This is a genomic window from Sphingomonas sp. SphC10, assembly GCF_057004845.1.
Genome location: NZ_CM168044.1, coordinates 1123820 through 1149307 on the forward strand (window position 1 = coordinate 1123820; position 25488 = coordinate 1149307).

Annotated in this window: 23 protein-coding genes and 1 tRNA gene; 7 read left to right on the forward strand and 17 right to left on the reverse strand. The window is 66.4% G+C overall.

Features of this window, described 5'->3' with window-relative positions; genetic code table 11:
- Positions 1–113 precede the first annotated feature (113 nt).
- Together ACWKSV_RS04925 and ACWKSV_RS04930 are read left to right on the forward strand one after the other, a co-directional pair.
- Complete coding sequence (locus ACWKSV_RS04925; RefSeq protein ID WP_076716244.1) at positions 114–2231, forward strand: prolyl oligopeptidase family serine peptidase; 2118 nt, start codon at positions 114–116, stop codon at positions 2229–2231.
- Between the two features lie 88 nt (positions 2232–2319).
- A complete protein-coding gene (locus tag ACWKSV_RS04930; protein WP_380773262.1) occupies positions 2320–2679 on the forward strand; it encodes a hypothetical protein in 360 nt (119 codons plus the stop codon).
- A gap of 52 nt (positions 2680–2731) precedes the next feature.
- On the opposite strand, the gene ACWKSV_RS04935 is transcribed toward ACWKSV_RS04930, so the two are convergent.
- Together ACWKSV_RS04935 and ACWKSV_RS04940 are read right to left on the reverse strand one after the other, a co-directional pair.
- A complete protein-coding gene (locus ACWKSV_RS04935; protein ID WP_076716245.1) occupies positions 2732–3292 on the reverse strand; it encodes a glycine zipper 2TM domain-containing protein in 561 nt (186 codons plus the stop codon).
- A 235-nt stretch (positions 3293–3527) separates the two neighbouring features.
- Complete coding sequence (locus ACWKSV_RS04940; protein ID WP_076716247.1) at positions 3528–5819, reverse strand: ATP-dependent helicase; 2292 nt, start codon at positions 5817–5819, stop codon at positions 3528–3530.
- Between the two features lie 212 nt (positions 5820–6031).
- Here ACWKSV_RS04940 and ACWKSV_RS04945 point away from each other — a divergent pair, with 212 nt between their 5' ends.
- The 3 genes from ACWKSV_RS04945 (at position 6032) to ACWKSV_RS04955 (ending at position 9433) form a co-directional block, all read left to right on the forward strand.
- Positions 6032–6340 (forward strand): UrcA family protein, encoded by a 309-nt coding sequence (locus ACWKSV_RS04945; RefSeq protein ID WP_172839662.1) that lies wholly within the window; start codon positions 6032–6034, stop codon positions 6338–6340.
- Positions 6341–6471: 131 nt separating this feature from the next.
- Complete coding sequence (locus ACWKSV_RS04950) at positions 6472–8112, forward strand: inorganic phosphate transporter (RefSeq protein WP_076716249.1); 1641 nt, start codon at positions 6472–6474, stop codon at positions 8110–8112.
- Positions 8113–8158: 46 nt separating this feature from the next.
- Positions 8159–9433, forward strand: a complete 1275-nt coding sequence (locus ACWKSV_RS04955; protein WP_076716250.1) for an MFS transporter — start codon at positions 8159–8161, stop codon at positions 9431–9433.
- Here the strand turns inward: ACWKSV_RS04955 and rsmD are convergent.
- Positions 9424–9960 (reverse strand): 16S rRNA (guanine(966)-N(2))-methyltransferase RsmD, encoded by a 537-nt coding sequence (rsmD, locus tag ACWKSV_RS04960; RefSeq protein WP_076716251.1) that lies wholly within the window; start codon positions 9958–9960, stop codon positions 9424–9426. The two genes, ACWKSV_RS04955 and rsmD, sit on opposite strands and share 10 nt — an antisense overlap.
- On the reverse strand, positions 9960–11525 hold the full coding sequence (locus ACWKSV_RS04965) for a pseudouridine synthase (RefSeq protein WP_483666906.1): 1566 nt from the start codon (positions 11523–11525) through the stop codon (positions 9960–9962). The genes rsmD and ACWKSV_RS04965 overlap by 1 nt, the downstream gene beginning before the upstream one ends.
- Positions 11526–11633: 108 nt before the next feature.
- Here ACWKSV_RS04965 and ACWKSV_RS04970 point away from each other — a divergent pair, with 108 nt between their 5' ends.
- The gene (locus tag ACWKSV_RS04970; RefSeq protein WP_056434915.1) at positions 11634–12104 is read left to right on the forward strand and encodes a response regulator; all 471 of its coding nucleotides are present in this window, start codon (positions 11634–11636) and stop codon (positions 12102–12104) included.
- Positions 12105–12136: 32 nt separating this feature from the next.
- Positions 12137–13465, forward strand: coding sequence for an AmpG family muropeptide MFS transporter (locus tag ACWKSV_RS04975; protein ID WP_076716252.1), 1329 nt, complete (start codon positions 12137–12139; stop codon positions 13463–13465).
- Here the strand turns inward: ACWKSV_RS04975 and ACWKSV_RS04980 are convergent.
- From ACWKSV_RS04980 to ACWKSV_RS05040, 13 genes are all read right to left on the reverse strand, one after another.
- Positions 13455–13883 carry a DUF6628 family protein gene (locus ACWKSV_RS04980; RefSeq protein WP_056434913.1) on the reverse strand — a complete coding sequence of 143 codons (429 nt, stop codon included), beginning with the start codon at positions 13881–13883 and terminating at the stop codon, positions 13455–13457. The genes ACWKSV_RS04975 and ACWKSV_RS04980 overlap by 11 nt on opposite strands.
- Before the next feature lie 94 nt (positions 13884–13977).
- Positions 13978–15297, reverse strand: a complete 1320-nt coding sequence (locus tag ACWKSV_RS04985; protein WP_076716255.1) for a bifunctional folylpolyglutamate synthase/dihydrofolate synthase — start codon at positions 15295–15297, stop codon at positions 13978–13980.
- A gap of 86 nt (positions 15298–15383) precedes the next feature.
- On the reverse strand, positions 15384–16238 hold the full coding sequence (gene accD / locus ACWKSV_RS04990; RefSeq protein WP_056434911.1) for an acetyl-CoA carboxylase, carboxyltransferase subunit beta: 855 nt from the start codon (positions 16236–16238) through the stop codon (positions 15384–15386).
- Positions 16235–17047 (reverse strand): tryptophan synthase subunit alpha, encoded by an 813-nt coding sequence (trpA, locus tag ACWKSV_RS04995; protein WP_076716256.1) that lies wholly within the window; start codon positions 17045–17047, stop codon positions 16235–16237. Before trpA ends, accD begins: the two co-directional genes overlap by 4 nt.
- A complete protein-coding gene (trpB, locus tag ACWKSV_RS05000; RefSeq protein ID WP_076718171.1) occupies positions 17044–18276 on the reverse strand; it encodes a tryptophan synthase subunit beta in 1233 nt (410 codons plus the stop codon). Before trpB ends, trpA begins: the two co-directional genes overlap by 4 nt.
- 48 nt (positions 18277–18324) lie before the next feature.
- A complete protein-coding gene (locus tag ACWKSV_RS05005; RefSeq protein ID WP_076716258.1) occupies positions 18325–18966 on the reverse strand; it encodes a phosphoribosylanthranilate isomerase in 642 nt (213 codons plus the stop codon).
- A 36-nt stretch (positions 18967–19002) separates the two neighbouring features.
- A complete protein-coding gene (pyrF, locus tag ACWKSV_RS05010; protein ID WP_076716259.1) occupies positions 19003–19677 on the reverse strand; it encodes an orotidine-5'-phosphate decarboxylase in 675 nt (224 codons plus the stop codon).
- A 7-nt stretch (positions 19678–19684) separates the two neighbouring features.
- Entirely contained in the window at positions 19685–19996 is a 312-nt protein-coding gene (locus tag ACWKSV_RS05015; RefSeq protein ID WP_076716261.1) for a lipopolysaccharide assembly protein LapA domain-containing protein, read from the reverse strand.
- 65 nt (positions 19997–20061) lie between these two features.
- Entirely contained in the window at positions 20062–22344 is a 2283-nt protein-coding gene (locus ACWKSV_RS05020) for a patatin-like protein (RefSeq protein WP_191864507.1), read from the reverse strand.
- The gene (locus tag ACWKSV_RS05025) at positions 22344–23039 is read right to left on the reverse strand and encodes an endonuclease/exonuclease/phosphatase family protein (protein WP_076716264.1); all 696 of its coding nucleotides are present in this window, start codon (positions 23037–23039) and stop codon (positions 22344–22346) included. Before ACWKSV_RS05025 ends, ACWKSV_RS05020 begins: the two co-directional genes overlap by 1 nt.
- Positions 23040–23096: 57 nt before the next feature.
- A tRNA-Thr gene (locus ACWKSV_RS05030) sits at positions 23097–23171 on the reverse strand.
- A gap of 18 nt (positions 23172–23189) precedes the next feature.
- Positions 23190–24050 carry a hypothetical protein gene (locus tag ACWKSV_RS05035; protein WP_156884284.1) on the reverse strand — a complete coding sequence of 287 codons (861 nt, stop codon included), beginning with the start codon at positions 24048–24050 and terminating at the stop codon, positions 23190–23192.
- Positions 24034–25374: a replication-associated recombination protein A gene (locus tag ACWKSV_RS05040; protein ID WP_076718174.1), complete on the reverse strand. Its 1341-nt coding sequence runs from the start codon at positions 25372–25374 to the stop codon at positions 24034–24036. The genes ACWKSV_RS05035 and ACWKSV_RS05040 overlap by 17 nt, the downstream gene beginning before the upstream one ends.
- Positions 25375–25488: the final 114 nt, after the last annotated feature.

The following is a 25488-nucleotide window of genomic DNA, read 5'->3' on the forward strand; positions in this document are numbered from 1 at the left end:
ATCACCTTGGATGGGGCCGATCAGGAGGGTAATAAAGCGGCGGTCGCGCATTGCCTTGGTTACGTGATGAAGTCACATTCCCATCATTCGCGATTGAGACGGAGCGTGACGGAATGCGGGGATGGCGTGGACTGCTGGCGGGCACGATGCTGGCCGGGCAGCTTGTGGCGGGGCCTGCGATGGCGCAGACCAGCCCGATGACCGAGAATGATCCCTATATCTGGTTGGAGGACAAGGACGGCGCGAAGGCGCTGGCTTGGGTCGAGGCTGAGAATGCCAAGACCCTGCCGCGTCTTCAGAACGATCCGCGCTATCAGACCTTCTATTCCGAAGCGCTCGCCATCGCCTCGGCCAAGGATCGTATTCCGATGCCGGGCCAGATCTATGGCCGCATCGTCAATTTCTGGCGCGATGCCCATCATCCGCAGGGGCTATGGCGCTGGACGACCGAAGCCGATTACGCCTCCGCCGCGCCGAAATGGACGACGCTTCTCGACCTCGACGCACTCAGCAAGGCGGAGGGCAAGAAATGGGTCTGGAAGGGCCTGTCCTGCCTCAGCCCGGAGGATCGCCTGTGCCTGATCGCCCTGTCCGAGGGTGGCGAGGACGCGATCGAATATCGCGAGTTCGATCTGGAGACCGGCCAGTTCGTCCCGAACGGTCTCCGCCTCTCGACCTCCAAGCAGGGCGCGGCCTGGCTCGACAAGGATACGCTGCTGGTCAGTCGTGACTGGGGGCAGGGGACACTTACCAAGTCGAGCTATCCCTTCGTCGTGAAGATGGTGAAGCGCGGAGCACCGCTGGAACAGGCGACCGAGATTTTCCGTGGCGCGCCGACCGACGAACTGGGCACCTATGCCAGTGTCCTGACCGATGCGAAGGGCAATCGGGCGGTCGTGATCGAGCGGCGCCAGACGTTCTTCGGCGGCAGCAAGCTGTTCTGGACGCCAGGCGGCGGGGCCAAGCCGATCGCGATGCCTGCCCGCGCCTTTCCGGCCGGGATGGTCGACGGCAAGGTGATCTTCCAGACCAGCGACGCTTGGGGGCAACATCCGGCGGGTTCGGTCGTCTGGGCGCCGCTGTCCGAGCTGGAAGCGGGGCAGATCACCCCACGCGCGCTGTTCACACCGACCGACCGACAGGCGGTGGAGGGGGTTTCGACCACGAAGGACCGCGTCGTCGTCACCTATATCGACAATGTCCGGGGCCGGGCCAGCATCTTTGCCCCGACCGGCAACGGCTGGGCGGCCACGGCGGTGCAGGTGCCGGACAATATGGCGGTCGATGTGGTCAGCACCAGCGACCGCTCGAATACCGTCTATCTGTCGACCTCGGGCTTCACGACGCCGACCGTGCTGTCGCGCTTCGACGCCAGCCGTCCGGCCGCGCCGCAAGTGCTGAAGACGCTCCCCGCCCGTTTCGACGCCGCAGGCACGACGGTCCATCAATATGAAGCCGTCTCGACCGACGGGACCAAAGTCCCCTATTTCGTCGTCCTGCCCAGGGGCGCGAAGCTGGACGGGACGACGCCGACGCTGATGACGGCCTATGGCGGGTTCGAGATTGCCCGCCTGCCCAATTATCTCGGTTCGACCGGCAAGATCTGGACAGAGCGGGGCGGCGCGTTCGTCCTCGCCAACATCCGGGGTGGTGGCGAGTTCGGGCCGAAATGGCATGACGCGGGCCGCAAGACCAAGCGTCAGATCATCTATGACGATTTCGCGAGCGTGGCGAAGGACCTCTTCACGCGGCGGATTACCAATCCGCAGAAGCTGGGCATCTATGGCGGGTCGAACGGCGGCCTGTTGATGGGTGTCGAACTGACCCAGCATCCCGAGCTGTGGAAGGCGGTGACGATCCAGGTGCCGCTGCTCGACATGGTGCGGTATCAGAAGATCGCGGCGGGCGATTCGTGGAAAGACGAATATGGCTCGATCGACGTGCCGGAGGAGGCTGCGTTCCTGCGAAAGATTTCGCCCTATGCCAATATCCGCAAGGGCGTCGCTTACCCCGAGCCCTATATCTGGACCACGACCAAGGATGACCGCGTCGGCCCGCAGCATGCGCGCAAATTCGCGGCGCGCCTGTCGGAATATGGCATACCCTATCTTTTTTACGAAGATACGGCAGGTGGGCACTCGGGCGATGCCGACATTGCGCAAGGTGCGCGGTTGAGCGCGCAGCAGATGGTATATTTCGCCCAGAAGCTGATGGACGCGCCGAAGCGATAGCCGGAGGGGCCGGGCGTCTCGCACGTCCGGCCTTTCCAATGCCCCATGCGGCAATTATGCTCTTGCTGCACCGCGACAGGATCGGCAAATGCAGGGGATGACCGATATGACGACGACCGAGCGCCGTCCGGCTGAACCGGCGGCAGGCGCTCCCGCCATCATCTTCGAAGCGATCGTCAAGATGCAGGCGGTGTCCGCCATGTATAATCGCGGCGAAGTGGTGCTGGCGCCCCATGTGATCTTCACGCGACACGACGAACTGTATGTCGACGCGACGACGATCGAGCGGGACGGAAAGCCGCCGCGCGAGGAAAAGATGGGCACGTTCAAGCTTGCCGGACTTGGCGCGCTGCGCCTGACGCCCCGGCGCTTCACGGCAAGTGCCCTGTTCGAGCGCGATGCCGAGAAATATCAGGGTGCGGCCCTGATGATGGTCGAGCCGGGCTGATCCTGGAAAAGCCAGGCACCGCGCTTCGGGTGAAACGCGGTACCCGGGAGCCTTAGCGGCAGCGGACCTGGTTCTGCTCGATCGAGCGACCGGCCAAGGCGCCGCCTGCCGCCCCGAGCAGCGTCGCGATCGTGCTGCTCCGCCCGCCGACCAGATTGCCCAGCACGCCGCCGGCTGCGCCACCGATGATCAGGCCGGTCGTGCCGTCCGGGCGACGGCAATAATAGCGACCATCGGTCCCCGCATAAACGCGGTCCTGCGGTTGCAGCACCCGCTCGCGATATTGCGAACCGTCGCGATAGTCGCCCACCGGATCGTAATAGGGTTCGGCATTGCGGTCATAGCCATCGGCCGGAACCGGCGGTGCGACCCGATACCCACCGGGACCAGCCTGTGGCGGGGCGGGACGATAGTCGCCATCGTCATAGCCGCCCTGGATCCGCTCGGACTGGTACAGGTCCACTTCCTGACGATAGATCTGATATTCCCGATCGAAGCGCGCCTGCGCCGCCCGGAACCGCGCATCCTGTGCGGCGGTCTGTGCCGTCGCAGGAATGGCCGTTGCGGTGACGGCGGTGGTGATCGCCAAGATGGTCAGACGACGAAAGCCCATCGTTCCTATCCCTCCATACCCCGACAATCGGGGGAGGCGAGCGATACGGCCACGAAAGGATATGGTTCCTGAACGACATCAACCATTCCTCCCCTGCAAGGGGAGGGGGACCATGCGCAGCATGGTGGAGGGGTGTAACCGGTCGTAAGTTTGTCCGATCTCTCCAACGGTGACACCCCTCCGTCAGGGCCTCGTCCTGCCACCTCTCCTTGCAGGAGAGGAATGTGAAGGCTTTTCACCCCTTGGTGACGAAGCTGTCCATTACCCGCTTGCGCCCGGCCTGCTCGAAATCGATCTCCAGCTTGTTGCCCTCGATCGCCGCGATCTCGCCATAGCCGAACTTCTGGTGGAACACGCGCTCGCCGACACGCAGGTCGTCACGCCCCTTCTGCCCCAATCCGACGGAGGGCGAACGCGACTCGACGATCCGAGCGGGACGGGCAGGGGTCGCATTCTGCCCCGTCGCTGCCCGCTGCCAGCCCGGACCGCGCCCGGTGCCGCGCCCGACATTGGCGAAGGGGTCGGCATGTTCGGACCAGTTGGCCCGCCAAAGGCTTTCGCCGCCGGTCATGCTCGTCTCGCTCTCGATATGCTCGGGCGGCAATTCGCCAACGAAGCGGCTGGGCAGGCTTGACGTCCATTGGCCATAGATACGGCGGTTGGCCGCATGCAGGATCACCGCCTTGCGCCGCGCGCGGGTGATCGCGACATAAGCGAGCCGCCGCTCCTCCTCCAGGCTGCGCGTGCCGCCTTCATCGATCGCACGCTGCGACGGAAACAGGCCTTCCTCCCAGCCCGCCAGGAACACCGTGTCGAACTCCAGCCCCTTGGCGGCATGGATCGTCATGATCGTCACCTCGGGCTCGCGCTGGTCGCCGTCGCGGTCCATGACCAGCGAGACATGCTCCAAGAACGCGCCGAGCGACTCGTAATCCTCCATTGCGCGGACGAGTTCGGACAGATTCTCCAGCCGTCCGGCCGCCTCCGCCGACTTTTCGTTCTGGTACATGGCGGTATATCCGCTCTCGTCGAGCAACTGGCGCGCCAGCTCCGGATGCGCGAGGTCGCGGGCCATGTCGCGCCAGCGGGCGATGTCGCCGATCAGATTGCCCAGGCTCCGCCGCGCCTGCGGGGTCAGTTCGTCGGTGTCAAGGATGCGCGCCGAGGCGATGGTCAGCGGCAGTCCTTCGGCCCGCGCCAGCCGGTGGATCTTGGCCAGCGCCTTGTCGCCCAACCCGCGCTTGGGAACGTTGACGATCCGCTCGAACGCCAGATCGTCCGACGGCTGGTTGACGATGCGCAGATACGCCAGCGCATCGCGGATTTCGGCGCGCTCGTAAAAGCGGAACCCGCCGACGATCCGATAGGGCAGACCGATCGCGATAAAGCGATCCTCGAACTCGCGGGTCTGGTGCGAGGCGCGAACGAGAATGGCGATATTGTCGTAGGAGGTACCCGACCGCCGCGCCGACTCGATCTCCTCGCCGACCCGCCGTGCTTCCTCGGGACCGTCCCAGACGCCCAGCACCTGAACCTTCTCGCCGACGTCCAACTCGGTCCAAAGCGTCTTGCCGAGCCGACCGCCATTATTGGCAATCACCCCCGAGGCGGCGCCCAGGATGTGCGGCGTCGAACGGTAATTCTGTTCCAGCCGGATGACCTTGGCACCCGGAAAGTCCCGCTCGAAGCGCAGGATATTCTCCACCTGCGCGCCACGCCAGGAATAGATGGACTGATCGTCATCGCCGACGCAGGCGATGTTCTTGCGCGCCTGGGCAAGCAGTCGCAGCCAGAGATACTGGACGCTGTTGGTGTCCTGATACTCGTCCACCATGATATAGCGGAAACGCTGCTGATACTGCTCCAGCACGTCGCGATGAGTCTTCAGGATGGTCAGCATGTGGAGCAGCAGATCGCCGAAGTCGCAGGCATTCACGCTGCGCAGCCGGTCCTGATATTGGCGATAGAGCTCGGCTCCCTGGCCGTTGGCGTAGCGCTCGGCTTCGCCCGCATCGATATCGCCGGGGACCAGCCCCTTGTTCTTCCATTCGTCGATCAGGCCGCCCAAAGCGCGCGCCGGAAACCGCTTTTCGTCGATGTCCGCCGCCACGATCAACTGCTTGAGCAATCGCAGCTGATCGTCGGTGTCGAGGATCGTGAAGTTGGATTGCAGCCCGACCAGTTCGGCATGGCGGCGCAGCATCTTGGCGCCAATCGCATGGAAAGTGCCCAGCCATGGCATCCCCTCCACCGCGTCGCCGACCAGCCGCCCGACGCGCTCGCGCATCTCGCGTGCGGCCTTGTTGGTGAAGGTGACCGACAGAATCTCCGACGGCCAGGCCTTGCGCGTATAGAGAAGGTGCGCCAGCCGTGCGGTCAGCGCCGCCGTCTTGCCCGTGCCCGCGCCCGCCAGCACCAGCACCGGCCCGTCCGTGGTCAACACCGCCTCGCGCTGCGCGGGGTTCAACGTCCGAAGATAGGGATAATCGGCCAGCGAAGCGGCGGGATCGGTAGAAGGCACGGTCATCGCGAACAGTTAGGGAACGTTTGCGGCGGGGGCAACCACCCGTAACTTCGGCCCGGCCTTGTTTCATCGCGGGACGCGTCATCATAGCGTCTTTTGTGCGACGCGAAAGCGACATGTCCGCCGCCTAGAGGCACCGCGTGCCGACGAGCGGCGGGGTGACCCATCACTCACGCCGCCGTGACGGGCACGATCCGATGCAGGAGCACCACAAGATGAAGAAGTTTACGGCAGCCGCCATTGCGGCTTCTCTGTTTGCGTCCGCAACGGCTCAGGCCGAAATGCGCGAGCCGGTCACGGTCACCGTTCGTCACGCCGATCTCGATCTGCACCGTGCCGCTGATCGCGCCCAGTTCGACGCGCGTATCCGCCGTGCCGCGACCATGGCGTGCGGCCATGTAACGGCCGATCTGCGCCGCAACGCCGACGTCACGCGCTGCCGCCGAGAGATGATGGCGGACGCCGCGATCAAGGTCGCGGCATTGTCGACCGCCGCGCCGGTCGCGCTGGCTAGCAACAACTGAGATCATGAACGGCACTCGACCGGGCGGTCCGATACACCGCCCGGTCGCGTTCCGATGTGAGACGGCGTGGACCGGAAGGCACCGGGCAGCCGTCATGAAAATGTCACCAGAAAGGCGCAACGCGATTGGTCATGACATCCTATGCGCTCGCCGGTGGCCAATCCGAATCGCACGTTCGCGGGCCGCGTCTCGATGCCGGGCTCCATCCGATGGGCCGTTGGGTATTCACCGCCCTGTTGATCGGCGGCCTGGCCTATGCCGGCTATAGCATTGCGGTCGACACCGCCCGCGTCGGTGAGCCGATGGCGATGGGCGTGTTCGCTTTTCTGGGGCTGGCGCTGCTGATCGCGCTGGGCTTCGAATTCGTGAACGGGTTTCACGATACCGCCAATGCGGTCGCCACCGTCATCTATACCCATTCGATGCCCGCCCCGCTCGCGGTCGTCTGGTCCGGTTTCTTCAATTTCCTGGGCGTTCTGACCTCGACCGGAGCCGTCGCCTATTCGATCATCACGCTGTTGCCCATCGACCTGATGCTGCATGTCGGCTCGGCTGGCGGGTTCGCGATGATCTTCGCGCTGCTGCTGGCAGCCGTTCTTTGGAACCTGGCGACCTGGGCGGTCGGGCTGCCCAATTCGTCGAGCCATGCGCTGATCGGCTCGATCCTGGGCGTCGGGCTCGCCAACCAGCTGCTGTCGAGCATTCCCGGCACCTCCGGGGTCGATATGGCGCAGGTGTGGAAGGTCCTGTCCGCACTGCTGTTCAGCCCGCTGATCGGTTTTGCCGGTGCCCTGATGCTGCTGCTCGTCATGAAGCGTTTCCTGCGCGACAAGCGGCTCTATCGCGAGCCGGAGGGCGATACGCCGCCGCCGCGCGGCATCCGTGCGCTTCTGATCTTCACCTGCACGGCGGTCAGCTTCGCGCATGGCGGCAATGACGGGCAGAAGGGCATGGGGTTGATTATGCTGATCCTGATCGGCTGTGCGCCGACTGCCTATGCGCTGAACCGCACGCTGCCCGAGAGTGCCATGCCCGCCTTCGTGCGCAGCGCGCAGGTTGCGGCGACCGCCTATGCCGCCCATGGTGGACAGGGCACCCCCTCGGTCGATCAGGCACGCGCGGACGTGGTTGACGCCGTCCGCAAAAAGGCGATCGATACGCCCAAAGTCTATGCGGGCCTGTCCGCGCTGTCGCGCGACATCGGCGAGCGGATCGGCAATTACGGCGCGCTCAGCCGTATCCCCGCCGCCGCCGTGCCCAACCTGCGCAACGACATGTATCTGGTCCTCGACACCACCCGCATGGTGACCAAGAGCGAGACGGCCAAGCAGCGCTTCACCGCCGCCGAGATCGAGTCGCTCAATAGCTATGCCGGGTCGCTGGAGCGCGGCACCCGCTATATCCCGCTCTGGGTGAAGGTCACGGTCGCGCTGGCGCTGGGCCTGGGCACCATGGTTGGCTGGCGGCGGATCGTCGTGACGGTCGGCGAGCGCATCGGCAAGACGCACCTGACCTATGGCATGGGGGCCGCAGCCGAACTCATGACGGCGGCGACGATCTTCGGTGCGGAATATATCGGCCGCCCGGTGTCGACCACCCATATCCTGACCTCCGGCGTCGCCGGGGCGTCTGTCGCCAATGGCGCAGGTCTTCAGTTCCGGACGATCCGTAACATGCTGCTGGCCTGGGTCCTGACGCTGCCCGCCGCGATGCTGCTGTCGGGCACCCTCTATTGGCTGCTGCTGCAACTGGCTCGCGTGTTGGAGGGGTAAGCGGATAGGGCTTTACGCCGGGCGTCCGCTTCTGCACGAGCGAGGCATGACCCATGCCTCGCCTCCGTCGCACCGCCATATCCTGCTGGCCAGCCTGACCGGCACGGCAGTCGAGTTCTACGACTTCTACATCTATGCGACCGCAGCGGCGCTGGTATTCGGGCCGCTGTTCTTTCCGGCATCTTCCGCGACGGCGCAATTGCTGTTGTCCTATGCCAGCTTCGGTCTCGCCTTCGTGGCCCGACCGGTGGGGGCCATCGCCTTCGGCCATTTCGGCGACCGGGTGGGACGCAAATCGACCCTGGTGGTCAGTCTGATGCTGATGGGCGGATCGACCGTCGCCATCGCTTTCCTGCCGACCTATGCGCAAGCGGGATGGATCGCGCCGCTGCTGCTGTGCATCGCGCGGCTGGGGCAGGGTCTGGGGCTGGGCGGCGAATGGGGCGGGGCCGCCTTGCTCGCGGTGGAGAACGCCCCGCCGGGCAAGCGCAACACCTGGGGCATGTTCCCGCCGCTCGGCGCACCGGTCGGCTTCATACTGGCCAATGGCTTCTTCCTGATCCTGGGGCTGATCCTGACCGACGAACAGTTCCGCGCCTGGGGCTGGCGCCTACCGTTCCTGGCGAGCGCGGTACTGGTGCTGCTGGGCCTATGGGTCCGCCTGCGCCTGACCGAGACGCCTGATTTTGCCAAGGCGAAGAAGGCTGAGGCGTTGCCTCGCGTGCCGATCGCGATGCTGCTTCAGGGGCATGGCCGCGCGCTGCTGGCGGGAACGGGCGGGGTGGTCGCCTGTTTCGCGATCTTCTACCTCGCGACCGCCTTTGCGCTCGGGCATGGGACGACGGTGCTCGGCTATCCGCGCGAGGCGTTTCTGGGCATTCAGCTGGTCGCGATCCTGTTCCTGGCGCTCGGCGTCGTCGTCTCGAGCGTGACGGCCGACCGGCATGGCGCGCCGTCCATGCTGCGGCTGGGCTTTGTGGGTTGCGTGCTGATCGGGATCGCGATGGGACCGATGCTGGCATCGGGGTCACTCGCCATCGTCTTTGTCTGGCTGTCGGCCGCCCTGTTCGTGATGGGCTTTGCCTATGGCCCGTTGGGCGGCTGGTTGCCCGCGCTGTTTCCGGCGGGCGTGCGCTATACCGGCGTGTCGATGACGTTCAATCTGGGCGGTATCATCGGCGGTGCACTCGCCCCCATCGCGGCACAGGCGCTGACCGAGCGCGGCGGGCTGAACTTCGTCGGCGGCTATCTGGTCGCCGCCGGTCTGCTCAGCCTCGCCGGGCTCGCCCTGATGCGCGGGCGCGGTGCCTATCAGGCCTGACGAAGCAGGGTCAGCCGCGCCTTTCCGTGGACGCGGGAAGCATCGACGGTGAAGCCCGCAAGCTCGATCTCTTCCTGCTTGGCCGTCTCGATGCTGACCCAGGTTCCCGCACCAACCCAGCCGAGCCGGGCCAGCTTGTCGAGCGCGACGCTGCCCGCGCTTGTCCCATAAGGCGGGTCCATCAGGATCAGGTCGAGCGGCGCCCGCGCAGGCCCCAGCGCCATCACCGAGGAGGCCCGGACATCGCCCTTGGCCTCCAGCTTGGCGAGATTGGCCCGCAGCGCATCGAGGGCGGCGCGGTCCTGCTCGACGAACAGGCAGGACGCCGCCCCGCGCGACAAGGCCTCGATCCCGAGCGCGCCCGAACCGGCGAAGAAGTCGCCGACGGCCAGCCCCTCGAAATCGCCCAGCCGGGCCGTGAGCATCGAGAACAAGGCCTCGCGCGTTCGGTCGGCGGTCGGGCGGGTCACGTCACCCTTGGGCGCGACCAGCGGGCGTCCGCGCCATTGTCCGGCGATCACACGCATCAGCGATGCCCTCCCGGGCGACCGGGACGCGAGCCGCCACCGTTAGGACGTCCGCCGCCGCGTGAGTCCGGCCTCGACGGTCCGCCGGAGCGTCCGGGCGAACCCTGGGGGCTACGCGACGGACGGGCGGGGCGGTCACCGCGATCGTCGAAACGTGGCTGGCGCTGACCGCTCGCGGGCTTGGCAAAGGGCTTGGTGTCGCCACGCGAACGATCGAAGCGCGCGCCGTCCCGTGCCGGGCGTTCGCCCCGATCTTCCGAGCGCGACGCCCGCTGTCCTCCGGAGCCATAACGCTCGCCGGTGGCAGCGCTGCCGAAAGGCTTGGCATCCCGACGCGACCGATCCGGGCGACCGCCCTCGCGAACAGGCCGTTCGGCACGGTCGTCGAAACGCGATGACCGCTGGCCGCCGGAGACCGACCGTTCGCCCGTCGAGGATTTGGCAAAGGGCTTGGCCCCCGGCCGCGCCCGATCCGACCGGACACCGTCACGCGCCGGGCGTTCGCTACGGTCCTCGAGGCGGGATGGGCGTTGTCCGCCAAAGCCGGACCGCTCGTTGGTCGGTGGCCTGCCATAGGGCTTCGCGCCCTCACGCGGTCGGTCGGATCGAACGCCTTCGCGGGCCGGACGGTCGTTTCGGGCATAGGCCGACGACGGACGCGCGTCGTCACGGCGGCTCCGGTCGCCAGAGCCCATCCGCTCCTGCGACCGGGGGCGGTCACTTGCTCCACCGCGGGCGTCGCCTGCACCAGCGCGTGCCGGGCGCTCACCGGCGGCGCGCGTCGGCGGCGTGCGGAAGCCGGGCTTGATCTTCGCAGGCTTAACCGCGTCGGCGGGGATGCCGCCCTCCAGCGACCGCCGGAATTCGACGATATCGGCCCCCCGGACCTCGCCGATGTCACCGACCGGCAGCTCGTCCAGCACAAAGGGACCGTAGCGCAGCCGGATCAACCGGCTGACCTGAAGCCCCAAATGTTCGAGGACGCGGCGAACTTCGCGGTTCTTGCCCTCCCGAAGCGTCATCTCGATCCAGACGTTCGCGCCGGTCCGCCGCTCGAGATTGGCGTCGATCTGGCCATAGCGGATGCCGTCGATCTCGATCCCATGGATCAGCTCTTCCAGCTGCGCTTGGGTGATGTCGCCATAAGCGCGGGCGCGATAGGTGCGCTCGACGCCGGTGGCGGGCAATTCCAGCTGACGCTTGAAGCCGCCATCAGTGGTCAGCAGCAGCAACCCCTCGGTATTCAGGTCGAGCCGTCCGACCGGCACCAGACGCGGCAACCCCTCGGGCAGGCGGTCATAGATGGTCGGCCGCCCCGCCGGGTCATGCTCGGTGACGAGCAGGCCGGTGGGCTTGTGATAGAGGAACAGGCGCGTCGGCTCGGGCGCGGCGACGGGATCGCCATCCACGGTCACGCCGTCGAGAGATGAAAGAAGCGTCGCAGGGGTGTCGATAGTCACGCCATTCAGGGCGATCCGGCCCTCGGCGATCATCCGCTCGATCTCTCGGCGCGACGCGACTCCTGCCCGCGCGAGCAGCTTTGCTATACGTTGATCTGGTGTCATGATCCACGCTGATACAGAGGGTGTCGACCAAAGGAAATTAATTGCGTCGTTTCTCGTAGACAAAGCGTTACGCGAGCGAGCGGGACAGCAGGACAGGCCGATAGAGGGATGAGATTCTTCGGGCGAAAGAAACGACAGCTGGTCAAGCTGCTCGTTGTTGAGGACGAGCCGTTGGTCGCGTTCGACACAGAACACGTCCTGACCGATGCCGATTTTGAGGTGGTCGCCACGGTCGACCGCGTCAGCAAGGCCGTCACCCTGATCGACGGGGGGGCCGGAATCGATCTGGTTCTGGCGGATGTGCGCTTGGCAGACGGCAGTGGCGTCGATGTGGCGCGGGCTGCCCATGCCCGCGACATCCCCGTCCTGTTCATCACCGGCACGCCGCCCGATGGCGTCGAGCAACTTGCCGAGGGGCTGCTGATGAAGCCCTATGGCTCGCGCGAACTGCTGGGCGCGATCGATGCGATCGAGGAGCGCCGCGCGGGAAAGGCGCCGGGTCGCCTGCCATCGGGCTTTCGTCTTTTCGCCCGAGCAGCATCGTCCGGCCCCGTTGCCCCTGATGGCCAAGCCTTATAGGGTCCCCGCTTTCCGATAGGGTGAGCGGTTCTATGGCGAGTGCGCGTTGGTTGGATGGAGTGCGGCCCTATGTCGAGCCCGCACCGCTGGCCTCGCTCGCGCTCGGCATATCGTCGGCCTTTCCGCTGACCATGATCAACGCGACGCTGGCCAGCCGGCTGGCGGAAGCGGGGATCGAGAAGAAGAGCGTCACCGCCTTCGCGCTCGTCATCCTGGCCTATAATCTGAAATGGCTATGGGCCTGGATCGTCGAGGGGGTAAAGATCCCCGCCCTGCACCGCTTGGGCCAGCGCGTCTCGTGGCTGCTGGTCGTGGCGGCGCTGGTCTGCGCAGCGGCGATCGGCCTGGGCCTGGCAGACCCGCGCGTGTCATTGGCGCAGACGGCGATGGCCGCCCTGGCGCTGGGCATCGCGGGGGCAACCTTCGATATTGTGATCGATGCCTATCGCATCGAACTGCTCGAGCCGCGCCAGTTGGGCGTGGGGGCGGGCATGGGCCAATATGGCTGGCGGATCGGCTCGGCACTCGTCGCCTCGCTCTCGCTGGTCATCGCGACGCGGGCCGGATGGAGCGTGGCCTATATGGTCAGTTGCGCCTTCGCGCTGCCCGCCGTGCTGACCGCCCTGTTCATGGGCGAGCCGAAGCGCCATAGCGAGATCACCGCCAGGCGCCCTACCGAGGGGATCGTCCGCGCGGTCGTCGGCCCCTTTGCCGAGTTTTTCCGCCGTCAGGGCGCGCTTATCATCCTGGCCTTCATCCTGGTCCACAAGATCGGCGACACGCTCGCCAACCTAACCTTCCGTCTGTTGTTCAACGACCTGGGGTTCAGCAAGGACGAGATCGCGCTGTACGATGTCGGTGTCGGCTTCTGGGCACTGCTGATCGGCGTATTCGTCGGCGGCGTCCTCTATGCGCGGCTGGGGATGAAGCGATCCGTGTTGATCAGCCTGATGCTGATGGCGGTGTCCAACCTGTCATTTGCGGGGCTGGCGGCGCTGGGTCATTCCAACTGGGGCATGGCGGGCGCGATCGGGTTCGAGAATTTTTCGAGCGGGATCGGCGGCGTCACCGTCGTCGCCTATTTCTCGGCACTGACCGACCTGCGCTTCACCGCCGCGCAATATGCGCTGATTTCGGCGGCGGCGAGCGTAGTCGGGCGTATCCTGAGCGGCACGACGGCGGGGGCGCTGGTCGAGAAATTCGGTTATGTCGACTTCTATCTGCTGACCACGGTCGTCGCCGTGCCTGGCGTCCTGCTGTTCTGGTGGATGGCGCGGTCGGGCCTGGTCGACCGTTCGATCGGCAGTGCAGGCGTCGCCGGAGAGGGCGACGCCCGTCGCGAGGCACCGGTCAGTAACTGATCGGCCGCCCTTCGTCCGCGAAGGCGGCCGAGACGGCGGCGGCGCTCGCCAGGACGCTATCGACCCGCCGCACGCCGAGCAGATCGGTCATCAGGAAATGCGCCTTTTGCGGCGCCGCTTCCATCTGGGAGAGGATGGTCATCAGCGCCGCCTCTGCCGCCGTCATTCGCGCACAGCAGCAGGGCGCAATGGCGATCTGGCCCGAGGCGTGGGCGGCCAGATCGGCCATCAGCGTCCGCATCAGGATCAGCGGGCGCCGGAAATCCTGTCCGAACATGGTGAACAGCGTGTGCGACGCACGGGCATCCGCCAGCCCGTGCGCGCCCATCCGACGTATCGCGAACAGGGCAATCCGGGCGTGGGGGCAGGCCGGCAGCATGTGCGGCAAAGCTGCGGCGAGGGTGGTGGTTTCGGCCATCGGCGGGGGACTCCGTGATTACGGTCCCCATGCTAGACGGTCGCTATTGATAGTCAATCGCAAATAAAGCGGTTGGTGGGATCGTCTCGTCGCATCATTGCGGCGCCTCGTCATTCTGGGCAAGGACCTGTCCGGCCAGGTAAAGTGATCCCGCGATCAGGACATGGGACGGGGCTTCGAGCCGCTCGGCAACCAAGGCGAGCGCATGCGAAGGGTCCCCGGCCGAGATCGCCTTGAGGCCCAAGGCATGGGCCTGTTGCGCAAGGCTTTCGGGCGCGTGGCAGGCGTGATCGGGCACGGGCACGGTAACGATCAGGTCGACCATCCCGCCGAGCTTTTCCAGAACCGGCCCGGCTTCCTTGTTCGCCAGCATTCCCAGAATAAGCGCGGTCGGTCCTTCGGATCGCCAGCCAGCCATGGTCCGCGCCACCGGCGTCGCGGCGGAAGGGTTGTGCGCGCCGTCCAGCCAGCATTGCGTTCCGGCGGGCAGGGCCTGGGTCAGCGGTCCATGCCTCAGACGCTGCATCCGTGCAGGCCATTGCGCGCCGGTCGCCGCCTGCCTCAGAGCCTCATCCGAAACGGTCACGGCTTGCTGATGTCGCAGCATCGCCACCGCCAGCGCCAAATTGCGCGACTGGTGCCCGCCTGTCAGGCTCGGCCGGGGCAAGGCGATTTGACCCCGCTTGTCCTCGTAGGACACGCCGCTGCGTGTGAACGCGCTCGACCAAGCCTGTCCCCGTGCGAAGACGGGAGCCCCGGCGGCGGCGGCCACCTCGGCGATCGCGTCTCGCAGCGGGCGGGCATAGTCCATGGTGACCAGCGGCGTGCCTCGCTTGGCGATTCCCGCTTTTTCGCGCGCGATGCCGGTCAGCTTGCGGCCCAGAAACGCTTCGTGATCGATGCCTAGCGCCGCGATGCCACAGACCGCAGGCGGCGGCAGGATATTGGTCGCGTCGAGGCGGCCGCCCAGACCCACTTCAATGATCGTCGCGGCGGCCGGATTGCGGGCGAAGGACAGGAACGCGGCCGCCGTCGTCACTTCGAAGAAGCTGGCCCCGATCCCCTCGGCATGCCCCAGCACTTCGTCGAGCACCGCCGCCAGCGCATCGTCCGTGATCAAGCGGCCGTTCAGTCGGATTCGCTCGTTGAACCGGACGAGGTGCGGACTGGAATAGACATGAACGCTCTGGCCCGACGCCTCGATCGCGGCGCGCAAAAAGGCGCAGGTCGAGCCCTTGCCGTTGGTGCCCGCGACATGGAAAACCGGCGGCAGATGATGCTGCGGATCGCCCAGCCGCCCGAGCAGGGTCGTGATCCGCTCGAGACCCAGGACATCCGCACCGGGCGACAGGCTCCACAGCCGATCAAGCTGTGCCTGGACGGCCGGATGGTCGGAACGGGCATGGTCGGGCATCGGCCGGTCTCTTGGAAAGCGGATATGAAAAGAGGCGGACCTCTCGGCCCGCCCCTCTAATGCGATCGATGGGAAAAGGCGACGGTTCAGGCGGCCTGACGCGATCCGGTCAGATAGCCGATCACGGTCGCCAGACGCTCACGCAGGTCGCGGCGGTGGACGACCATGTCGAGCATCCCATGGTCCAGATAATATTCCGAGGTCTGGAAATCGTCGGGCAGCTTCTCACGGATCGTGTTCTCGATCACGCGGCGGCCGGTAAAGGCGAGCGTCGCCTTCGGCTCGGCGATCTGGACATCGCCCAGCATCGCATAGGCCGCCATCACGCCGCCTGAGGTCGGGTCGGTCAGCACGACGATATAGGGCAGGCCCGCATCGTGCAGCATCTGGATCGCCACGGTGGTGCGCGGCATCTGCATCAGGCTGAGAATGCCTTCCTGCATGCGCGCGCCGCCCGAGGCGGTGAAGATGACATAGGGGCAGTTGTCCGCAATGGCCGCCTCGACGCCGCGCACGAACGCCTCACCGACCGCCAGGCCCATCGATCCGCCCATGAAGGCGAAGTCCTGCACGCCGACCACGACCTTGTGGCCCAGGATGGTGCCGCGTGCATTGACCAGCGCGTCGTTTTCGGCAGCGCTGGTCCGCGCCGCCTTCAGGCGATCGGCATAGCGCTTGGAGTCCCGGAACTTCAGCGGATCCTCGGGCACCTTGGGCGCGGGCAGCTCGTTGCAGCTGCCTTCGTCCAGCAGATGGCGAAAACGCGCCTTCGGCCCGATGCGGTCGTGATGATCGCATTTCGGGCAGACGTTCAGATTGTCTTCCAACTCCTTCGTGAAGACCATCTGCCCGCATCCCTTGCACTTATGCCAGAGATGATCGGGCGTCTCCTTCTTGACGACGAAGGGGATGACGTTGCGGACGCTGTTGAGCCAGCTCATGCGAGTTCCTTGCGTGCATCGGCCAGTGCCGACGACAGGGTTTGAATATAGGCGCGGACCGGGGCGGGAGCGTTGGCCCCATGCTCGCCCACCAGATCGACGATCGCCGAGCCGACGACGACGCCGTCCGCCACGCGACCGATCGCCGCCGCCTGTTCCGGGGTACGGACGCCGAAGCCGACCGCGACCGGCAAATGGGTCGCCGCCTTCAAACGGGCCACCGCATCCTCGATCGAGGATTGCGCCGCCTGCTGCTGCCCGGTGATACCCGCGACGGAGACATAATAGAGGAAACCGTCAGCACCCGTCAAAATCGTCGGCAGGCGTACGGCGTCGCTGGTCGGGGTCGCCAGCCGGATCGAGGCGATCCCCTTCCCGCGCAGCGCGACGCCCAGCGCATCGTCTTCTTCGGCGGGCACGTCGACGCAGATCACGCCGTCGACGCCCGCTTGCGCCGCCGCCTCGGCGAACCATTCGGGGCCACGCACCGTCATCGGGTTGGCATAGCCCATCAGGACCAGCGGCACGCGCGGATGACGGGCGCGAAAGGCCGTGGCGATCGCCAGCACGTCGGCGGTGCGGGTGCCCGCGCCCAGGCTCCGGATATTGGCCTTCTGGATCGCCGGGCCATCGGCCATCGGATCGGTGAAGGGCATTCCCAGCTCGACCACGTCCGCACCGCCCTCGACCAGCGCGTCGAGGATGGCGGCGGTGTCGCCCGGCGTCGGATCGCCCGCGGTCACGAAGGTGACGAGGGCGGCACGGCCCGCATCGGCGCAGGCCGCAAAGCTATCGGCGATCCGGCTCACATCTTGGCTCCCAGCGCGTCGGCGACGGTGAAGATGTCCTTGTCGCCACGACCCGAAATATTGACCAGCACGATCTGGTCCTGGTCCATCAGCGGCGCGCGACGGATCAGCCCGACCAGCGCATGGCTGCATTCCAGCGCGGGGATGATCCCCTCGACCTTGCAGCAGAGCTGGAAGGCGTCGAGCGCCTCGGTATCGGTCACGCCTTCATAGACGACGCGGCCGGTATCGTTCAGCCAGCTATGCTCCGGCCCAATCCCGGGATAGTCGAGCCCGGCCGAGATCGAATGCGCCTCTGCAATCTGTCCGTCCTCGTCCTGCAACAGATAGGTCTTGTTGCCATGAAGGATGCCGGGCTTGCCGCCGGTCAGGCTGGCCGCATGCTGGGTGGTATTCAGCCCGTGCCCGGCCGCCTCGATGCCCAGCATCGCGACTTCGGGATCGTCCAGAAAGGGGTGGAACAGCCCGATGGCGTTCGACCCGCCACCGACCGATGCGATCAGCAGGTCGGGCAGGCGGCCCTCGGCCTCCAGGATCTGCGCCTTCGACTCGGTGCCGATCACCGACTGGAAGTCGCGGACCATCTCCGGATATGGGTGGGGACCGGCCGCCGTGCCGATGATGTAGAAGGTGTCGTGGACATTGGCGACCCAGTCGCGCAGCGCCTCGTTCATCGCATCCTTCAGCGTCTGCGCACCCGACGTGACCGGACGCACTTCCGCACCCAGCAGCTTCATGCGGAACACGTTCGGCGCCTGACGCTCGATATCGCGCGCGCCCATGAAGATTGTGCAGGGCAGGCCGAAGCGCGCCGCGACGGTGGCGGTCGCCACGCCATGCTGGCCCGCGCCCGTCTCGGCGATGATCCGCGTCTTGCCCATCCGCTTGGCGAGCAGGATCTGGCCGATGCAGTTGTTGATCTTGTGCGCGCCGGTGTGGTTCAGTTCCTCGCGCTTGAAATAGACCTTCGGCCCCTTGCCCTCGGGCGCGCTCGCACGAAGCGTCTCGGTCATGCGCTCGGCATAGTACATCGGGCTGGGACGACCGACATAATGGGTCATCAAATCGTCGAACTCGGCCTTGAAAGCCGGATCGACCTGCGCGGCGCGATATTCGCGCTCCAGGTCGAGGATCAACGGCATCAGCGTCTCGGCGACGTAGCGCCCGCCGAAATCACCGAAATGGCCGCGCTCGTCGGGCTGGGCACGGAAGGAATTGGGGGCGTTCATCTCGTTTCCCTTGGGCATTTGCGGGGGCGACCCCTGCAAACGATCCTGTCACTGATTTGTCGCAACGGCTTTAAGGAACGTCGCGATCTTGTCCATATCCTTGACGCCCGGCGCGCTCTCGACGCCAGAGGACACATCGACCAAGGGGGCGCCCGTCCGCCGGATCGCCTCGGCGACGTTCCCGCCATCCAGCCCGCCGGACAAGGCCCAGCGCAGCGGATGGCGAACCCCGTCGAGCAGGCTCCAGTCGAAGCGCAGGCCCATGCCGCCGGGCAGCGACGCGTCGTCTGGGGTCTTGGCATCGTACAGGATCAGGCTGGCCGCCCCCGCATAGTCGCGGGCCTTCTCGACATCGCCGCGCAGCTTGATGGCGACGGCCGCCCAGACCTCGCGGTCGAACTTCGATCGGATCGCGGCCACGCGCGCCGGTGCCGTGCGATGAAGCTGGATCGCGTCGAGCATCCCGGCACGCACCGCCGCCTCGAGCAACTGGTCATCGGGGTCGACGAAGACGCCGACACGCTGAACATGATCGGGCACCCGTCCCGCCAGTCCCGCCGCGACGTCGAAGGTCAGGTGCCGGGGCGAGGCGGGGAAGAAGACGAAGCCGACATGGCTCGCCCCGCCGCCCAGCGCGGCGTCGAGCGTGGCGGGCGACGTCAATCCGCAGATCTTGGCAGTGGTCGGCATGGTCGTTTCCCGAATGGGAGGGTCCGAAAAACGTATTCAGAGCGTGCCCGCGATCGCACGTGCCGCGGCGTCGGGGTCTTCGGCCTGGGTGATCGGACGGCCGATGACCAGGATCGAGGCGCCCGCATCGACCGCCGCGCGCGGGGTGACGACGCGCTTCTGGTCGCCGATCACACCATCGGCCGGACGCACGCCGGGGACGACGAAAAAGCCCTTGGGCCACGCCTTCTTGACGGCGGCGACCTCTTCGCCCGAGCAGACGATGCCGTCCACGCCCGCCTCGGCCGCCAAATCGGCCAGACGGCGGACATGATCCGCCGGAGAGCCGATGACACCGGTGTCGCTCAAGTCGCTGGCGTCCAGGCTGGTCAGCATGGTCACGGCGACCACCTTCGTGCCGGTCGGCGCGGCCGCCTTGGCATCCTCCAGCATGGCGCGGCCGCCGCTGGCATGGACGGTCAGAATGGCGGGGGCGAGCGGCCCGAGCGATTGGACGGCCTTGGCCACCGTGTTTGGTATGTCGTGCAGCTTCAGGTCGAGGAAGATGGGCAGGCCAATATGGGCCATCTCGCGCACGCCAATCGCACCATGCGCACAGAAGAATTCCAGGCCCAGCTTCAGCCCCCCGACATGATGGCGGACCTTCTGCGCCAGCGCCTGTGCGCGAGCGAGATCGGGGGTGTCGATGGCGACGTAGATGCGATTGCTCATGAAGGGATCAGACCGTCGGCTGGATATTGGTGGTAACAGGGGGTGTCGGAGCGACATAGGCGCTGGTTTCGGCGGACACGGCGGCCAGCGAACGCTCGGCGGCGCTCAACCGCTGACGCAGCCTCCAGCGCGCAGCATGCTGCCAGATCAGCGTCGGCACCAGCCCGAGCAGGAAGGTCAGGAACAGCAGCAGCGGCAGGTTCACGTCCGCGACCAGTCCGCCGACCAGCCGGATCGGCACGGTCGTCCAGTTCCCCAGCGTGAAGGCCGCGGCCAGAAAGGCCAGCAGGCACCAGAAGAGCATTTTCAGGAACTGCATGGGTTTCTCCGCATCACCGGGTTCGGCGATGCGGTCTAGCGGCGTTGACCGGGCATGACCAGCCTTCAGCCGATCTCCCGGCGAAGCGAGGCGATCAGGGGGGCGATGGCCGTCAATCGCGCCTCTTCCTCGTCGACTATGGCCAGGAAAGCGCGCCGCTTGAACGCGGCCACCGCGCCGGGCTTCAGCCGGATGGTCGAGGGCAGGGTGGAGACGGCGATGTCGATCATCCGCTCCGCGCCGTGCAGCCGCCCCCAGAGATAGTCGTTCTCGCGGTAGCTGCGGCTGAAGAATGCGCCGAAGGTCAGGAACTGGATGCCCTTCAAGGTCGCTTCGGCACCGCCTGCTCGAATGGCGGTGGCATCGTCGGGGGAGATGCGGTCGACCTTGATCGGGTCGAACTCGTCCAGCCCTTCCCCCTGTAGCAATGGCAGCGTCGCCACGTCGAAATAGGGAAAACCCAGATAGGTGAGCAGCAACGTCCGCCGGGCGGCACGGGGCAGCCCCGAAAAGGCCGCCGCCAGCCGGGCGTCGGTTTCTCCGTCCAGCCGGATCAGGTCGAGCCGGGCCTCCAGTCGATCGAGCATCGGACCACCATCGTCGCGAACGGCGCGGATATCCTCCGCCCATTCGGTCAGACCGATACCGCTCTGGCGTTCCAGAAACTCGGCCAGCGATTCGTAGATGGCGTCGCGGACAGGCGCGAGTTCCGTCTCGCTATGATCCGCCTCGAGCTCGGTCAGCCGTCGGGCGAGCAACCGAAGACGACGGATGCGATAGCCGAGGTCGAAGGCACGCAGGAAGGTCCGCGCGCCGTTGCTCGATCCGCCGGTGAAGCTGATCGCGTCGCCACCGACATGGCGGGTCGCGACGGTCCGCTCGATCATCGCGCGAAGGCGGTGGCGGCTCGGCTGGCCATCGTCGCCCATGGCCTCCGTCAGGATCGTCGTCATGCCGTCGATGACGTTAGCGAGCTTCAGATGACCATAGGCGGCATAGCTGAACCCTGCCTTCGCGGCGGCGGCAGCCTGCGCGCGAACCCGCCACGAAGCCAGTCGCGCGGCGGTCGGGCGGTCGAGGAAGAAGGTGCCGCCGAACAGCTGCTCGATCTCCTGCTCCACCTCCTCGCGGATGGCGGCGAGGATGGCCTGCATCCGGTCGATCCGGCCGGACCGGGCGGCGATCGCCTCCAGATTGTCGCGGATCGGCTGCTGGCGGGGCAGTTCGCTGATCGCGCCGATGATCGTCTGGAAAAAGCCCGGATGACCGCCGCCCCCGGGCAGGCGGAAATGCATGCCCGGAAACGGGTCGATATAGACGAAGCGACGGTCGACCTGACGCCGGGCGGGGCGGCGTCCGAGCGCGTCGATGGCGGGGCGGAAGGGCGCGTTGACCAGCACCGATCCGTCGATCAGCACCGCCTTGTCCGCCGCACCCGCCGCATGATGGCGGGGAAGCACGCGGCGCAGAAAGTCATCGCGCTCGGGCCAGTCCTGTTCGCGCGCCGCCAGCACCCGGTCCAACTCGGCGACGGTGAAGGGCGGGAAGGCGCCGGGGAAGCTCGACGTCGCCCTGGCCGCAAAGACCAGTTCGGGGATCGCCGCTAGCTTGCCGCCGCCGGTGTCGGTGAAGTCGACGACCATGCGATGTTCGGTCTCGACCACCTCACCCGGCGAATGGAGCCGCAACCGCTGCGGCTGGCCGGTAAAGTCGGTGACAGTGACGAACAGATCCAGTGGCTGCCCCGGCGGGATCAGTCTTTTGCCCACCGGACCGTCCGCCATTCGATCGAAGGCTTCCAGCAACCGTCCGGTAAAGGCATCGGCAGCGAAAGGCGGCTCGAACCAGCGCGAGCGGATCAGGTGACCGAGCTTGGAGCGCACCTCCTCGCGCGTATCCTCGTCGAGCGCCGCGACCTTCTCGCCACTGCGCCCCGCCGCCATCCAGGCGATGGGCAGCGCCCACATCTTGGAAAAGCGCGATGTTGGTGCGGCTTCGGGGGCGATCAGCGATTCGATATCGGCCGCTTCCAGCCAGAGGTCGGTCAGCGGATCGAGCGACTGGCCGGTCGACATGGCATGACCCAGGAATATGCCGTTGATCCCGCCCGCGCTGGCACCCGCGATGATGTCGGCCAAGATGCGCACGCGCACGCCGCCGCGCTCCGCCATGTCTTCGAGCAGATCGTGATAGACCGCATCGACCGCCGACGCCGGGGGATCGCCCTCATGCGAGGCCCGACTGGCGCGCACGACCCGCCAGATCTCCTTGGTGATGCCGTGCATGTAGACGGCCAAGCTAATGCCGCCATAGCAGACCAGCGCCAGCCGCAGCTCCTTTTCGCGCATCAGCGAGGCCCGACCGTGGCCCAGATGGGCAAATGGTCGGAGGCGCGGCGCGACATCGGGGTCGCATGAACGCCGCAGGCACCGATCTTCAGCTCCGGCGACACCATGATCCGGTCGAGCCGTCCGATCGGCCGCATCGCGTGGAAGCTCGGCCCCGTCTCCGCCACGGTGAAATCGCGGGTGAAGTCCTTCAGGCACCCGGCGGCGCGGGTCCATTCGTTCAGGTCGCCCATCATGACCGTCGGTTGCCGGTGCGCACAGCTCGTCAGATGCGCCAGGATCGCCGCCGCCTGCCGCCGCCGCCACAGCCCCGACAGGTCGAGGTGCATGCCCACCACCCGGATCACCCCGGCCTTGGTCCGCAGATCCGCCATCACCGCACCGCGCGGTTCCAGCGAGGGCAGGTGGATTGCCTCGAAATCCAGCACCTGTATGCTCTTGCGCACCAGGATCGTGTTGCCATGCCAGCCCATAGAGCGAGCCTTCATCCCATAGACGATCGGCTTCCAGTCGCTATGGTCGTCAAGCAGATGCAGCGGAATCACGCCTTCGCGTTCACCGAAGCGACGATCCGCCTCTTGAAGGGCGATCACATCGGCATCGACCTCGCGCAGCACGTCCAGGATACGATCGGGATTGCGCCGCCGGTCGGCGCCGATCCCTTTCCGAATGTTGTAGCTGGCGACCTTGATCATTCCGCCACTGTAACGCAGCGACGGGCTTTTGGTGCCAATTCCAGAGCAGGATGGAAATGGTGCCGGATGAGGGGATCGAACCCCCGACCTTCGGTTTACAAAACCGCTGCACTACCGCTGTGCTAATCCGGCGTTGCGATCCCCCTAGCGTCAAGACACGCCGAAGGTCCAGCCCTCCGTTTGCGCAACCTGATGGGTGAGGCCTACCGGATGCCAGAGGTCGTCGCGCGTCGCCATGGTGCGGAGCCAGGCGGCAGTCAGGATCGCGTCGGTGCTGTGATCGTCATAGCGATGGAGCGGATCGTGCGGTTCGCTGCCCAAGGCCACCAGCGCCGCATCCAGCGCCTCGGCACTGCGCATCTTGCTCCGTCCGCGCGGGCGACCGGCGTCACGGGCGGCGATGGAGGTATAGATTTCGACGACCAGTGCGCCGGAGGGCGGCACCGGGTCGAACGGCCAGATCGCCATGCGCCCGTCCAGACGCCGGAGCAGCCGCATTCCGGCAAAGCTCGCCTTCGCTACCTGCGACGCGCCGATCGCGTCATAAACGGTCGAAGGCTTGCGCGCGCCATCGGTTGCGATCTCGCAGGTTCGCCAATGGAGGAAGTCCGCCTTGCGCCCGTCCGCCGCCCCGAAATAGAAATGCCGCCCGCGCCGCGCCTCCAGGAAACCGCGCGCGCCCAGATCGGGATCGTCGCAACTGTCATCGACATAGGCCCAGAGCGCCCGCGCGTCCGCGGTCGGCCTATCCCCCGGCAGATGTGCCCCGCGCGTGACGAACGGGGCCGAAAAGCTGAAGTCGAAGCCGATCAACAGCGGTTCGTCCGCCCGTGCCAGCAGCCACTCGGCCACGCCTTCGCGCGACCAGGCCCGGCCCGGCGGCGCGATGATGACGGGAGCGGCGTTTCCCGAACGGCAAAGGGCGACCTGGATACCCTGATGCGCAACACCATGCGCACCGGACCAGTCGATCGCGACGAAGCCGCTGAAACGGTCAGCCGTGACGGTCATCGCCGCCATCCTGCAAGGCACGGCGGCGCTCGTCCCACCAGGCCATACGCTCGGCGATGCGTTTCTCCAGACCGCGCCCCGACGGTTCGTAGAAGCTCTGCGGCGGTAACTCGTCCGGCCAGTAATTCGCGCCTGAAAAACCGCCATCGGCGTCGTGGTCGTATTGGTAGCCTGCACCATAGCCGATCTGCTTCATCAGCTTGGTCGGCGCGTTCAGGATATTGGCGGGCGGCATCAGCGATCCGGTGTCCTTGGCGGTTCGCCACGCCTGCTTCTGCGCCTTGTACGCCGCGTTCGATTTGGGTGCGGTGGCGAGATACAGACACGCCTGCACGATCGCCAGTTCCCCCTCGGGAGAGCCCAGAAACTCATAGGCATCCTTTGCCGCAAGACACTGGGTCAGCGCCTGCGGATCGGCCAGCCCGATATCCTCGATCGCCGTCCGGGTCAGGCGACGCAGCAGATAGAGCGGTTCCTCGCCCGCCGTCAGCATCCGCGCAAGATAGTAGAGCGCCGCCTGCGGGTCCGATCCCCGGATCGACTTATGCAGCGCCGAGATCAGGTTGTAATGCCCCTCCCGGTCCTTGTCATAGACCGCAACCCGGCGTTGCAGGAAGGCCGACAGCCCGGCGGCGTCGAGCGGTTCGGGCAGGTCGACCGCAAACAATGTCTCGGCCTGGTTGAGCAGGAATCGGCCATCGCCGTCCGCGCTGGCGAGCAGCGCATCGCGGGCGGGCGGTTGCAGGGGCAGGGGGCGCTCCATCAACGCCTCTGCCCGCTCCAGCAACTGTTCCAGCGCTGGCTGTCCGAGCCGATGGAGGATCAATACCTGCGCTCGGCTCAGAAGTGCGGCGTTGAGTTCGAACGAGGGGTTCTCCGTCGTCGCGCCGACCAACGTGACCGTGCCATCCTCGACGAAAGGCAGGAAGCCGTCCTGCTGCGCGCGGTTGAAGCGGTGAATCTCGTCCACGAACAACAGCGTCCGCTGGCCGAGCCGGGCATGGTCGCGCGCCTCGGCAAAGACTTTTTTGAGATCCGCGACGCCGGAAAAGACCGCCGAGATCGCGGCATAGCGCAGGCCTACTTCGGCGGCGAGCAGCCGGGCGATGGTCGTCTTGCCCGTGCCCGGCGGTCCCCAGAGGATCATCGAGGATAACCGCCCGGCTGCGACCATCCGCCCGATGGCACCCTCCGGGCCGGTCAGGTGATCCTGCCCGACGACCTCGGTCAGCTTCATCGGGCGCAAACGATCGGCCAGCGGCGCATCGGCCGAGAGAGAGGGCTGGGCGGGGGCGGGGTCCATACCCGCAAACAGATCGGCCATGGCCGTCATGTAGGAGCGCCGGAGCCGCCCGTCACCTTCCTGTCGAAGATATATCGTAAGTCATCTTGACGGATTGCGTCTGCGATATATCTTGAGCGTATCAAAACCCAATCT

What these genes read in the sequence shown, in the direction of transcription:
- ACWKSV_RS04925 (WP_076716244.1), top strand. Translation starts at nt 114, where the DNA reads ATGCGGGGATGGCGTGGACTGCTGGCGGGCACGATGCTGGCCGGGCAG.
- ACWKSV_RS04930 (WP_380773262.1), top strand. Translation starts at nt 2,320, where the DNA reads ATGCAGGGGATGACCGATATGACGACGACCGAGCGCCGTCCGGCTGAA.
- ACWKSV_RS04935 (WP_076716245.1), bottom strand. Translation starts at nt 3,292, where the DNA reads ATGGGCTTTCGTCGTCTGACCATCTTGGCGATCACCACCGCCGTCACC.
- ACWKSV_RS04940 (WP_076716247.1), bottom strand. Translation starts at nt 5,819, where the DNA reads ATGACCGTGCCTTCTACCGATCCCGCCGCTTCGCTGGCCGATTATCCC.
- ACWKSV_RS04945 (WP_172839662.1), top strand. Translation starts at nt 6,032, where the DNA reads ATGAAGAAGTTTACGGCAGCCGCCATTGCGGCTTCTCTGTTTGCGTCC.
- ACWKSV_RS04950 (WP_076716249.1), top strand. Translation starts at nt 6,472, where the DNA reads ATGACATCCTATGCGCTCGCCGGTGGCCAATCCGAATCGCACGTTCGC.
- ACWKSV_RS04955 (WP_076716250.1), top strand. Translation starts at nt 8,159, where the DNA reads ATGACCCATGCCTCGCCTCCGTCGCACCGCCATATCCTGCTGGCCAGC.
- rsmD (WP_076716251.1), bottom strand. Translation starts at nt 9,960, where the DNA reads ATGCGTGTGATCGCCGGACAATGGCGCGGACGCCCGCTGGTCGCGCCC.
- ACWKSV_RS04965 (WP_483666906.1), bottom strand. Translation starts at nt 11,525, where the DNA reads ATGACACCAGATCAACGTATAGCAAAGCTGCTCGCGCGGGCAGGAGTC.
- ACWKSV_RS04970 (WP_056434915.1), top strand. Translation starts at nt 11,634, where the DNA reads ATGAGATTCTTCGGGCGAAAGAAACGACAGCTGGTCAAGCTGCTCGTT.
- ACWKSV_RS04975 (WP_076716252.1), top strand. Translation starts at nt 12,137, where the DNA reads ATGGCGAGTGCGCGTTGGTTGGATGGAGTGCGGCCCTATGTCGAGCCC.
- ACWKSV_RS04980 (WP_056434913.1), bottom strand. Translation starts at nt 13,883, where the DNA reads ATGGCCGAAACCACCACCCTCGCCGCAGCTTTGCCGCACATGCTGCCG.
- ACWKSV_RS04985 (WP_076716255.1), bottom strand. Translation starts at nt 15,297, where the DNA reads ATGCCCGACCATGCCCGTTCCGACCATCCGGCCGTCCAGGCACAGCTT.
- accD (WP_056434911.1), bottom strand. Translation starts at nt 16,238, where the DNA reads ATGAGCTGGCTCAACAGCGTCCGCAACGTCATCCCCTTCGTCGTCAAG.
- trpB (WP_076718171.1), bottom strand. Translation starts at nt 18,276, where the DNA reads ATGAACGCCCCCAATTCCTTCCGTGCCCAGCCCGACGAGCGCGGCCAT.
- ACWKSV_RS05005 (WP_076716258.1), bottom strand. Translation starts at nt 18,966, where the DNA reads ATGCCGACCACTGCCAAGATCTGCGGATTGACGTCGCCCGCCACGCTC.
- pyrF (WP_076716259.1), bottom strand. Translation starts at nt 19,677, where the DNA reads ATGAGCAATCGCATCTACGTCGCCATCGACACCCCCGATCTCGCTCGC.
- ACWKSV_RS05015 (WP_076716261.1), bottom strand. Translation starts at nt 19,996, where the DNA reads ATGCAGTTCCTGAAAATGCTCTTCTGGTGCCTGCTGGCCTTTCTGGCC.
- ACWKSV_RS05020 (WP_191864507.1), bottom strand. Translation starts at nt 22,344, where the DNA reads ATGCGCGAAAAGGAGCTGCGGCTGGCGCTGGTCTGCTATGGCGGCATT.
- ACWKSV_RS05025 (WP_076716264.1), bottom strand. Translation starts at nt 23,039, where the DNA reads ATGATCAAGGTCGCCAGCTACAACATTCGGAAAGGGATCGGCGCCGAC.
- ACWKSV_RS05035 (WP_156884284.1), bottom strand. Translation starts at nt 24,050, where the DNA reads ATGACCGTCACGGCTGACCGTTTCAGCGGCTTCGTCGCGATCGACTGG.
- ACWKSV_RS05040 (WP_076718174.1), bottom strand. Translation starts at nt 25,374, where the DNA reads ATGGCCGATCTGTTTGCGGGTATGGACCCCGCCCCCGCCCAGCCCTCT.